At 69.4% G+C, this 11256-nt stretch carries 7 protein-coding genes and 1 pseudogene; 3 read left to right on the forward strand and 5 right to left on the reverse strand.

The genetic code is table 11. The annotated features are described in order from the left end of the window. Nucleotides 1–37: 37 nt before the first annotated feature. Nucleotides 38–532 carry a hypothetical protein gene (locus ACFQV6_RS16170; RefSeq protein WP_378028297.1) on the reverse strand — a complete coding sequence of 165 codons (495 nt, stop codon included), beginning with the start codon at nucleotides 530–532 and terminating at the stop codon, nucleotides 38–40. A gap of 238 nt (nucleotides 533–770) precedes the next feature. On the opposite strand from ACFQV6_RS16170, the gene mobF reads away from it, so the two are divergent. The 3 genes from mobF to ACFQV6_RS16185 all read left to right on the forward strand — a co-directional run bounded on the left by mobF (nucleotide 771) and on the right by ACFQV6_RS16185 (nucleotide 6983). Continuing rightward, the gene (mobF, locus tag ACFQV6_RS16175) at nucleotides 771–5063 is read left to right on the forward strand and encodes a MobF family relaxase (protein WP_378028298.1); all 4293 of its coding nucleotides are present in this window, start codon (nucleotides 771–773) and stop codon (nucleotides 5061–5063) included. Between the two features lie 56 nt (nucleotides 5064–5119). After that, nucleotides 5120–6136, forward strand: coding sequence for a hypothetical protein (locus ACFQV6_RS16180; protein ID WP_378028299.1), 1017 nt, complete (start codon nucleotides 5120–5122; stop codon nucleotides 6134–6136). 364 nt (nucleotides 6137–6500) lie between these two features. Next, on the forward strand, nucleotides 6501–6983 hold the full coding sequence (locus tag ACFQV6_RS16185) for a hypothetical protein (RefSeq protein ID WP_378028300.1): 483 nt from the start codon (nucleotides 6501–6503) through the stop codon (nucleotides 6981–6983). 132 nt (nucleotides 6984–7115) lie between these two features. On the opposite strand, the gene ACFQV6_RS16190 is transcribed toward ACFQV6_RS16185, so the two are convergent. From ACFQV6_RS16190 to ACFQV6_RS16205, 4 genes and pseudogenes are all read right to left on the reverse strand, one after another. Continuing rightward, on the reverse strand, nucleotides 7116–8978 hold the full coding sequence (locus tag ACFQV6_RS16190; RefSeq protein ID WP_378028301.1) for a hypothetical protein: 1863 nt from the start codon (nucleotides 8976–8978) through the stop codon (nucleotides 7116–7118). Continuing rightward, a complete protein-coding gene (locus ACFQV6_RS16195; RefSeq protein WP_378028306.1) occupies nucleotides 8978–10129 on the reverse strand; it encodes a tyrosine-type recombinase/integrase in 1152 nt (383 codons plus the stop codon). Before ACFQV6_RS16195 ends, ACFQV6_RS16190 begins: the two co-directional genes overlap by 1 nt. A gap of 126 nt (nucleotides 10130–10255) precedes the next feature. Continuing rightward, complete coding sequence (locus ACFQV6_RS16200; protein ID WP_378028302.1) at nucleotides 10256–10813, reverse strand: hypothetical protein; 558 nt, start codon at nucleotides 10811–10813, stop codon at nucleotides 10256–10258. Nucleotides 10814–11025: 212 nt separating this feature from the next. Further along, nucleotides 11026–11256, reverse strand: a pseudogene (locus tag ACFQV6_RS16205) (hypothetical protein); the annotation flags it as partial.

Below are 11256 nucleotides of genomic sequence, written 5' to 3' on the forward strand. Positions count from 1 at the left end.
AGGCTCGCCCGCCATGCCGCTCATCAACAACGATCGTCTAGGCCGCTCCGTCGTCGGATGCGGCGGGACGCTCGCCGTCATCGGCGTCACCCTCGCCGCTGCCGCCGCGCTCCTGCTGATCGCGATGCTCATCGTCGGTCGCTGAGCTCACGTCCGCCCGTTCCCCACTCCGCCCCGCCCGACGAGGCACACCCGAGCCGCGTGGACGGCCACGCCGCCGCATCGCCACAGTCCCGCCGCCGGTCAGAGTCTCCAGCTTTCCGGTCACGGTCTCGCCCGCCGCACGGCGCAGCGCCTGTTGCATCCGGGCCGGACTCACCCCCGCCAAACGGCCCGCCCGATCGGCAGGCATCAGCGCACCCAGCACCGCCAAGGCCACATCCTCGCCCGCCTCAGCATCACTCACGGCAGCGTCGAGCGCCGCGAGCTCCGCCGCCCGACGCTGACGCGCCTGCTCCACCGCACCGCTCGCGCCGAGAACCGCCACCAGCGCGGTTTCCTCCGCCTTCTGCTGCTGCCGCAGTGCCTGCACTGCCTCATTACTCGTCTTGCTAGCCATGCTGGCCAAAATACCTTCACCACCAGCCTTCCTGCCATTGCCAAGAATGGTTTAACCATCGTCCTAAAAAGTTTCCCCATCGTTTAACAATCGTCGCACTATATGCTTGCTGCACAAACGAGAGCTCATCCCTCTACTCGTTCTACGATCTAGCACACCCCCTGGCATTCAAATGTCGAAAAGGGCCTACCCGCGCCCTACTCTTGGCGTCATGCTCACGGTTACCCGCATCGCACCCGGGGCCGGGATCACCTATCTGACCCGGCAGGTAGCCACCGGCCGGCACGACTTTCGCCCAGCTCAACCCCACTCCGTCGTCGCCTACCACGCCGACCCGACCGCCCACGGCGAAGCACCCGGCTGGTGGGCCGGGCAAAGCAACGCATTGTTCGGCGTCCACGGCGACGTCACCGAACAGCAACTACAACGACTGCTCGCCGAGGGAAAGAACCCCGTCACCGGCGAACAACTCGGCAGGTTGTGGCGGCAATACCAGCCGATGGACGACGCCGCCCGCCAAGCCGCCGTCGAAAAAGCGTGGGCCAAACTCCCGCCAGACGCGACCTACGAGCAGATCGCCCGCGTGTGGCTCAACATCTGGACCGCCCCGGAACGGCGTCCCGTAGCCGGTTTCGACGTCACCGTTTCCCCGGTGAAAAGCGTCAGCCTGCTGTGGGCTTTCGGCGACGACAGCATCAAGAAGCAAGTGATGGCGGCCCACCACGAAGGGGTCCGAGCCACCCTGGAACACCTGCGCGCCCACGGCGCGTTCACCCGGCTCGGCACCAACGGCCTGGTGCAGGTCGACACCGACGGCCTCGCCGCCAGCGTCTGGGACCACCGCATGTCCCGGGAGAAAGACCCACAACTGCACTCGCACATCATCGTCAGCTCAAAAGTCCGCGTCACCCGCAACGGCCGCCATGACTGGCTGTCGCTCGACAGCCGCGCCTTCTACCAAGCCAGCATCGCCGCCCGCATCGCCTACGAACGCGCCGTCGAAACCGAACTCGGCGGTCGGCTCGGCGTTCGGTTCGCCGCCCGGGAAGGCTCCCCGATCCGCGAGATCATCGGGTTCACCCCGCGCATGCTCGCGCACTACTCCAAGCGCCGCGCCGCCATCGAAACAGAGATGGACGAACGGCTCACCGACCCGTCAGCAGGCCGAGAACGCGTGCGGGCGGGCCGGTGGCGGCGCCGCGCACAAGACGCCACCCTGCGCACCCGCCAGCTCAAGGACGGCCCTGAATCGACCCGCGACGCCGTGTCTCGCTGGCATCGCGAAGACCGAGTCGCCGGTCTGAACACCTCGACCTCGGTCCGGCAGATCGTCGCCGGCACGTTCAGCGACCACATCGGCCACGCTGCGGTGCAGGTCTTGCGCGAGGCCGAACGCACCCTGGCCGGACGCCGTCGGGACCCCGACAGCCTGCATCACGCCGCTGTTCGCCTCGGGATCCGCGACGACGCGCAGCGCCACCTTGTTGTCGATGCCGCGGCCCGACGGGTTCCTCACCTGGCGGTCGAGCAGGCGATCCACGACCTCAGCGCCGAACGGGCGGTGTTCACCCTCGACCACCTCGAGCTGGCCATCGGCCGAGTCCTGCACGTGCCTGCCGGCACCGCCCGCACCGCCGACTGGCAGCACGTCCAGCGCCTCGCCGCCCACGCCGTACGCACCCACGCCGCCGGCCTGCGCGTCCTAACGCCGCCAGCGCTGATGGAATGGGGCGACACCCTCGTGCGCGGCAGTGACCAGCAGAGCATCTACACCCGCCACCGCGACCTGCAACTGTCTACCCAGCCGGTCCTGGCCGCCGAGAAAGAACTCATCGCCTACGCGACCCGGCGCGGCGCTACTCCGGCCGCCCGAGCGCTGCTCGAGAATGTCGCCGGCGAACTCGACCTGAGCCCGGAGAAGCGAGAAGCACTGCGGTTCGCCGTCGGCGACGACCGGCGCGTCACCGGCATCGTCGGCCCAGCCGGCACCGGAAAGACCTACCTGCAGCGAGCCGTCGGCGTCGCCGCACACCGAGCGAACACTCCCGTGCTCGGCCTGACCGTGTCGCAGAACGCCGCGTACGTGCTCGCCGAAGCCACCCGCGAAGGCGGATCGCCGGGCATCCGGACCGAGAACATCGCCATGTGGCTGCACGCCCAGCACACCCCACCCGAGGGCACCACCCCAGCGGATTGGACCTTCGCTCCCGGCCAGTGGGTCATCGTCGACGAGGCATCCCAAGCCTCCACCCTCGACCTGGTCCGCCTCACCCAGCTGCTCGACGCCGTCGGCGGGAAACTGATCCTGGTCGGCGACCCCGAGCAGATTTCGGCGATCGGGCCTGGCGGCATGTTCCGGTACCTCGCCTCCCTCGGCAACACCACCACCCTGACCGAGGTCCGACGTTTCGCCGAAGCGTGGGAAGGCCCGGCGTCGCTGCGGCTGCGTGAGGCGGACACCACTGTGCTTGCCGAGTACGACCGGCGCGGCCGGATCCTCGGCGGCGACCGCCAAAACCTCACCCGGCGGGTCCTCGACGGGTGGGCCGCCGACATCATCCAGGGCCGCTCCAGCCTGATCATGGTCGAAACCGAGGCTGAGGCCGCCGACCTCGCCGCGCAGGCCCGGCGCATCCTGATCAGTGCCGGCCTCGTCCAGGACGGCCACGCGGTCACGCTCGCCAACGGCACCCGCGCGAGTACCGGCGATCTGATCGTCACCCGGCGCAACAACCGTGACCTTATCGCCGAGGACCGGTTCGTCGCCAACCGGGACCAATGGCAGGTCCTCACTGTCCGCCAGGACGGCGCCCTCCAGGTCCGGCACACCACCACCCAAGCCGCCCTGGTGCTGCCCGCTGCCTACGTTGCCGAGCACGTCCAGCTCGCTTACGCCGCGACCGTCGACTCCGCTCAAGGCCGCACCGTCGATGTCGGCCGCGCCCTGGTCGACTCCGCCACGACCCGGGCCAGGCTGTACGTCATGGCCACCCGCGGCCGGCTGCTCAACCAGATCGCCGTCATCACCAGCGACGAACCACCCGAAAGCCACCCACCACAGCCGCCCACCGCCGGGATCACGGTGCTCGCCGACATCCTGCGCACCGACACCACCGACCGCTCCGCCACCGAGGCCGAGCAAACGCTGTGGGCCGACGTCGACGCCCTGAGTCGCTGGGGTGCAATCTACGACGACCTCACCGCCCGCGCCGCCGCCCCCCGCTACACCGGCGTCATCCGCCGCGTGGCCGGCGACACCGTCGCCGCGAACCTCGCCGCCGACCCGGCCATGCCCGCCATCGCCGCCCGGCTGCAGGGCCTCGCCGCCGCCGGCTACGACCCCGAACAGGTCCTCGCCGCGATCGCCTCCGAACGGGAACTGCACAGCGCCCGCGACACCGCCGCCGTGCTCGCCTGGCGCATCGACAACGCCTACCGCGACATCCGGCCCGACCCGACCGTAGCCATCAGTGGCCCCCACGCCGGCACCTACACCGACCGGCTACCCGACCTCGTCGGCGACATCGGCGCCGCCCTCACCGACGTCGCGGCCATCTGCGACCGCCGTATCGAAGCCCTCGCCGAGAATGCCGCGCAGCACCAGCCTGCCTGGAGCCGTGCTCTCGGCCCCCCGCCAGAGGACGAAGCCGGACGCCAGCACTGGCTCTCCGGCGCCGCCGTCGTCGCCGCCTACCGCGACCGCTACGCCATCACCGGCGACGACCCGATCGGCCCGGAACCCTCCGACCGTGACCCCGCACGGTGGGGAGCCTGGCACCGCGCCCAACTCGTCCTCGGCATCGCCACCCTCACCGGCAAGATCACCGCCGCCTCCGACAGCCAGCTGCGAACCCTCATGGAAGCGCAACGCGCCGCCGACCGCGCCGCACCGCCCTACGTCAGCGGCGAACTCCGTAACACCCACACCCGGCTTGTCGCCGCCGAACAGCACCTGCGCGACAGCCGCATCACGCTCGCCACCGCCCAGCACCACGCCACCACCATCACCGCACCGACACCGGCGCCGGCCTGGTGGCGACCCACGGCAGCCCGTACCCGCACCGCCACCGAACAGCACTCCGCAGCGGTCGCCGCGCTGCGCGCCCAGGTCCTCGTCGACGAACTCGGCGCACGTCTCGACCACGCCCGCGCCCGCGTCACCGCGGCCGCCGACGACGTCGCCGTCCTCGAGGAACGCCACCGCGACTGGAACACCTGGTATCAGCAGGCCCTGCCGATCCGCTACGGCGGCCTGGCCGCCGCGGCCGAATCCGCGCGCCGCGCCCGCAACCTGGCCACCAGCACCCGGCGCCTGGCCGACGCCGCCCGCCAAACCGCTGACCGCGTCCACGCCGTCGACGCCACCCGCCCCCAGCAGCACACCGCTCCCGTCCGCCAGCAACTCGCCGACCAGGCCGCCGCCAGCCAGCACCGCGTCGCCGACACCACCGACCCGGATCTGCCGCAGACCGAGACACCAGATCTGGACCTCGGCCATGACTGATCAGCACACGGCGGACGAGTTGCACCCCAGCAGGCGGTCACACCACGGGCGCGCTGATGGCTGACTATCGTCTGGCGTTCGTCGACGAAACCGTCATCGAACGCCGCAACCGCACCGGCCTCTACCTGTTTGCGGGAATCGTCATCGACGGCGCCGACCTACCCGACACCATCACCGCCGTGCGGCAGGCCACCGGCAACAACAGCTTCCACGCCACCGACCTATACCGGCGCGGCTTCCACTCGCGGATCACCGCGCTGCTCGACACCATCATCGAGCACGCCGGCTGGACCTTCTACGTCGCCCAACCGATCGGCCCCCGCGACCGCGAGCAGTCACGGCAACAGGCACTTGGGCGGATGCTGCACCAACTCGACGAACAGAAAGTCCACGACGTCATCGCCGACACCCGTGCCGGCCCCGATGAACAAGCCCAGACCCAGCGGGAGGGACGCAAAGTCAGCATCGCCGACGCACCTGACACCGACACGTACAAGAGGCTGGTCCGCAGCCGGCAAATCAATGCCCGTATGCGGATGCTGCACCGTGACGACCGGCAGCAACCAGGGCTGTGGATGGCCGACGCCGCCGCTTGGGCACTGCAACGCGCCGTCGCCCACGACGACCCGCAATGGTGGTCCCGGATCACCGACACCGCCACCGTCCTCGACGCACACACCGGCCGAGAACTGACCGTGACAAGCAACAGGGCCGCTCCACCACAACCTACAAGTGGCGAGCGCGGCCCCGAACACCTGAGCCAGAGTGCTCAAGCATCCTTGTTGTCAGCACCACCCTACCCGCAACCTCACGGGCCAGCGAACCAAGTAACCGCGCCCATCCACCCGCTCGCCGATCTGCTACGCCAGATCGAAGCAGCCGCCACCCACCACACCCAGCAACAGATGCTGTGCAGCATCCGCGGCCTCAACCGTGTCATCACCGCTGTAGCCGACGCCGTCGACGCCTCCACGCAGTCGATGCCAGCGAGGCCAGCATCGGTACCGCGCACACCCCACACCGGACCGGAGCCTTCGGCCGCAGCAGTCGACACCGAACTGACCATCGAATAGGCAGCCGTGACAGTGGGGTCCGTACCGAAATCGACCTCCGCTACGGCGGCTCGCAACCAAGGTGGCCGGCAAGGGCCGAGAAGGAAGGTTTCGCGGGCGCCGAGGACGCCGCCCGTGCCGTGCTGGCCGGTTGGACGGTTCGTGACCTGACTTCGACGAGTTCGCATGAGCGACGAACCCGCAATCAAGGTCGCGGGCATGCGCCCCGTTCCCGTTGCCCGGCGAGAAGAGGCGGCATCGCCGGGCGCACGAGGAAGCCCGGCGGATGCTGGGACACGCGGAGAATATATCGAGTCGCGCGGTGACGCGGATGGCGCTGCTGAGCCGCCACTACACTCCCCCACGAGCTGATCATGGGGGGATCATGGAACTGACCGACGTCCTGGACGTATTCGAGCGCCTATTCAATGCGGCGCAGCACCCCGACATCGCCGAAGTCCGCCGGTACGGCAAAGGCACCGCCGAGTCCCTCGCCGGCGTCGACCTGCGGGACCAGCGTGACGCCCACATGTACCTGTCAGGCCCGACCACGTGGAAGGGCAAGGAGACCCCGCTGGAGGTGCCCGAGCAGCTGCCACCGCCGCGGCTGGGGGCGCAGCGGATCGCCGTGCTCGCCGCCCAGCTGCTCGATGCCGCGAAGCCCGCCCAGTTCCGGGCGTGGCGGCTGGTCGCCCTGGAGAACCTCGGCCCGACGGACCAACGCGGTACGGTGCCCGCGGGTGTGAGCGTGCTGTGCGCGGACGGCAGCCGAATCCTGCTGCGCGCGACCTCGGGTGCTTCGCAGACCCCGTACCCGGCGGAGGACCCATTCCCGCAGTGGCGGGTTCCGACGCCGATTACCGTTTGACCGTTTCCGGCTGAGGCGCCGTTCGCGTGTCCCGTGTGACTGTCCGCGATAGTTGGCGGAATGGCTTCGGTCGTGAGAATGGGTCCTGAATGAGCGTCTTCTTCGGGCCCAGGGTGCACTGTTTCGCCGTGATCAATGGGCGTGAGTTTGGGTCCCACCTTGCAGACGTCGGCGGGTGAGCGCGAGCATGTCGATCAGCCAGCCCGGTCCGCCGGTGATGTCGTGGGCTTGTAGGACGGCGTCGAGCTCACGGACCCGGTCAGGTGGGATCACCTGCAGGCGGTGGTGGGTGACGCGTTGGAACAGGTGCGGCAACGGCGGCCCGAATTTCCGCTCGTAGCCGTCGTAGCGGCTCAGCAGCGGGACCTTGCCGTTGGCGTCCTTGACGCGGCGGATGATGCGGGCCAGGACCGCAACCAGATCGGGGTCGGCCGGGATGACCCGTTCGGTGTCGGTCTTGGACGGGCTGATCTGCAGCAGCGGCACCTTCTCTCCGGTGGGAGCCTGGTATTGGCGCAGACTCAGGTGGGTCACCTCGAGCAGCTCTTCGATGCGGGCGCCGGTGCGGCGCAAGACCTCGACGGTGGCCCAGGTCCAGAAGGCATTGTCTTCGAGACGTTCAACGTCGAAACGTGGCCCGGGCTCGTCGAGCGGGACGGCGAACAGCGCAGTCGGCCGCCAGTGGCTGCGTTCACGGCCGGCGCGCTGGAACCGTTCGCTGGCAACGGTGAACTCTTCCCCGGGCCGGACGTCGCGGATCGTGTCGAGCAGTACTCGGGTTCGCTCAAGGTGCTCGCTGGCGGCGGCGATCAGTCGCGGCAGGACCGGGATGAGGGTCCTGGTGCGCTCCTGCATGCGGGCTTGCCGCTGCCGGGTCTCCTTGACGTAGCCGCGGACGTCCGCTTCGCCGATCGGGCATGGAGCCGCCCAGATCGCCCACCGGGCAGGGTCCTCCAGCGACCACTGGCGCAGATCCAGATAGAGCGACCGCACTATGAGCAGCACGGTGTGCACGTTGCGGCGCGGTCTTCCATTGGGCAGGGTGCGGACGCGTTGCTTCCACGCCTGCGCCACCGAGTCGGGCAGGTGCAGGGAGTTGATGCCAGGGTGGTGACGCTCCAGATCGGCCCAGAACAGGTCCACCAGTGCCTGGACTTGGTTGACCAGGGAGCCGTAGTCGAGTGCTGCGGCGCGTTCGGTCAGGTAGTGCACGAGCACGTCGCGGACCGGCCGGCAGGCGACCAGGTAGCGGTCCACGAGTTCGGCCACCGACAACTGCCCACGGGATCGGGCCTGGCGCAATGTCGTCGGCAAACCGTGGAGGCCGCCGGCAGCGTGCAGGATCTCGTAGGCGAACGGAAGCGCGGCCACCGTCCTGCCGCTGCCGCGACGAGCGTCGGCGTAGGTGATGAAGTCGGCCAGGTCCAGCTCCCGCGGGTCTTTGCCGGTCACGATCACCATGCGGGTCAGCAGGTTCACCGCCTCCGCCGCATACTCGCCGGCGCCGCGATCGGACGCGGTCTGCTCCAGTTCGGCGAAGACACTGGCGTGATTGTGCCGGCGGAACGCGGCGTAGACGCCCAGCAGCCGGCTGCCGCAGAGCCACGGGTAGGACGGGCGGACGGCCCGCAGCACGATCAGGACGCCAAGTCCGGCGGTCAGCCGCTGCCGCTGTCCTGCCGTCAACCCGGCCGGTCCCCACCCGGTTCCGGCTTCATCGCCGTCGGCCAGCAGCCACCGGTCCTGCCAGCCCTCGCCCGGGAAGGACTCCAGCCAGTCCAGCACCCGGGCGAGCCCGCGTCGCTGCCGGGACCGCTGCTGGTGGGTCGGTTCGACGAGCAACGCCTCGGCCAGCCGCACGAGCTCGTCTCGGCCGGCATTGTCCCGGCCGCCGACCACAGCATCGGCCTCCGGAGGCGGCTTCTGCCCGCTGGGCAGGACCGTAGGTTCGCGCAGGCTGACCGGGGTGCGGGCGACCCGTCCATGCCGAGCCATCAGACGTCCCCGAACACGTCGGCGAGGTCCTGCGGGTCGTAGTCCCAGCCGGTCAATGGCTTCGGCGACGCCCTGGGGCGGGTGTAGTGCTCGTGGACCTTGGCGATCACCTCGTCGGTGCGCGGCCGCAGGTAGCCGCCGGTGGTGGTGATCCGGCGGTGCCGCATCACCTGCTGGACGTCGACGAGGGTGACGTCCGGGTCGTCGATCAGGCGCAGACACAGAGTGTGCCGCAGGTCGTGCCAGGTGATGTTCGCACCGATCCGGGCGTTGATCCGGTTCAGGACCGCCCGCAGCGCGGTGTAGGTCAACGGGCGCAGCGGATGTCGGCGGGTCCACCACAGCGGCTCGTTCAGCCGCGGACGGACACCGTCGTCGGCGAGTTCGCCGAGGTAGAGCGCTAGCCACGCGAACGCTTCCGGCGAGGCCGGGCATGCCTGCTTCGCCCCGCCGAGACCCTTGGTCTGCACCCAGATCCGGCCGTCACCCGGCTGGGCGTCTGCGACGCTCATCCCGAGCGTCTCTGCGGCTCGGGCGCCGCTGGACAGGAACATGCTCACCAGCGCGCGGTCGCGGTTGCAGGCCAACGCCGCGAACACGTCGTCGAGCACGCGATCGGGCACCGCGCGCGGCTCCCGGTCGGGCTGCTTCTGGCGGTAGGCGCCGCGCCGGTGCAACCGGAACGGCTCGAGCGGATTGTGATGGCCGTTCAACCGCCTTCCGCTGCGTGACTGCGGCGGCACCGGCGAGACGACCGGGCCGAGGCCGCAGCCGAGCTGGAAGTCGTAGAACGCGGCCAGCACCGAGGTCGCGTGGTTGATCGTCGCCGGTGCGTATCCGGCCGCCAGGTGTGCCTTGCCGGTCCGCGCGTTCACCGAACCCGGCGCCGGCGCGTCCGTCCGGCGTCGGTCCCGGGCCGGGTTGTGACTGGTCCGCAGCCACAACACGAAGTCGCGGACCTCGGAGCGGCTCGCCCGGTCCCACGCCACATCGACCGCACCGAGGAACCGGAACCAGCGCAGCAGATCGTAGCCATACGAGCGGCACGACGCCGCGCTCGAGCCGCACGCCAGCAGATCACGCAGAAACGCGCTCACCGCCTCGATCGGCTTACCCGCACCGTCGCGCACCACCCAGGGCAGTACCCGCATCACCGGTCGAGACGACGCTGCCGGCCCGGATTACCACGAGTGCGGTCACGTCGCGTCGCACCAACGCCTGATCGTCCTCTGCCACGTCTTCCATCCCAAGATCGGCCTGGAAGGAAGCGTCACGGACTACGCGATCAGAACGAAATGCGACGCGCCGGTAGTGCGGTCAACAGGTCGGTGGACGGCTTTGCCGGAGAACGACAGCCGTAACGCGAACAGCATGCAGGTCACCGGCTCGCCGCGCAGGTTGATCGTGACCTCGCCGAAGTCGACCTCCGCCTCCTTGCCCGGGCGGTGGGTCTGCGGGAAGAACACGTTGACCGGCCCGCGCCCGGCCTCGACACGGATCTTCGGTTTGCGGTCGGCGACATAGCGGCGCACCACGGAGTACGACACTCCGAGCATGCCGTGCTCGCTGATGAGCCGGTCGTAAATCCTGGTCACTGTGTGCCGTTGCTTGCGGGGCGCGTCCAGATCCGCGCGCAAAATGGCGTCGACGATTGGTTTGAACTCGTCCAGCCTCGACGCCCGCGGCGGCATCGGCTTGCGCGGTTGGGGCAATGCTGACTGCAAAGCCGCGCGGATCGTGCGCCGGCTCACCTGATACTTGCCGGCCATCGCCCGCACCGACATGCCAGCGCGCGAGTCCCGGCGGATCGCCGCGAACAGGTCGACCTTCGACATCGGCGGCATCAGCGGGCTCCCGTCAGACCTGCCGATGCTCCCACCGGCTCAGGTGGGTCCGAAACTGGTGAACATCGAATCCACCCGATCGAGGTGGGGCGGGAACTGATGAACAAACCGCTGGCCATCGACCGTCTGACCACACCTAGCGAGGTAGCTGGATCCGATTGGCGATGTTCGCGCGAACAGTTGGGACGCGGTGTGCTGAAGCGCTAGCGGAACCGGTCGACGGTGACGGGAATCAGTCCCTGCTGCCGCATCTGCGTCGTCAGACCACGCAGTAGAACACCGACCGCCTCGTCGCGCTCGCCAGCCAGATCGCAGGTCACGTCCAGGCCCCAGGCAGCGCCGGCAGCGACTCGACGCAGATCCCAGCGGAAGGAATCACCGGACACCTGGCGACGCACCGCTCCTAAGATCCGAACCTCGGGATCGGCAAGGTC

The sequence above is a fragment of the Actinoplanes sp. GCM10030250 genome (genome assembly GCF_042666575.1).
Lineage (GTDB): Bacteria > Actinomycetota > Actinomycetes > Mycobacteriales > Micromonosporaceae > Actinoplanes.

Bases quoted from the DNA above. Each gene is read 5' to 3' on its own strand.
- ACFQV6_RS16190 (WP_378028301.1), bottom strand. From the start codon at position 8,978: ATGGCTCGGCATGGACGGGTCGCCCGCACCCCGGTCAGCCTGCGCGAA.
- ACFQV6_RS16180 (WP_378028299.1), top strand. From the start codon at position 5,120: ATGGCTGACTATCGTCTGGCGTTCGTCGACGAAACCGTCATCGAACGC.
- ACFQV6_RS16195 (WP_378028306.1), bottom strand. From the start codon at position 10,129: ATGCGGGTACTGCCCTGGGTGGTGCGCGACGGTGCGGGTAAGCCGATC.
- ACFQV6_RS16185 (WP_378028300.1), top strand. From the start codon at position 6,501: ATGGAACTGACCGACGTCCTGGACGTATTCGAGCGCCTATTCAATGCG.
- mobF (WP_378028298.1), top strand. From the start codon at position 771: ATGCTCACGGTTACCCGCATCGCACCCGGGGCCGGGATCACCTATCTG.
- ACFQV6_RS16200 (WP_378028302.1), bottom strand. From the start codon at position 10,813: ATGTCGAAGGTCGACCTGTTCGCGGCGATCCGCCGGGACTCGCGCGCT.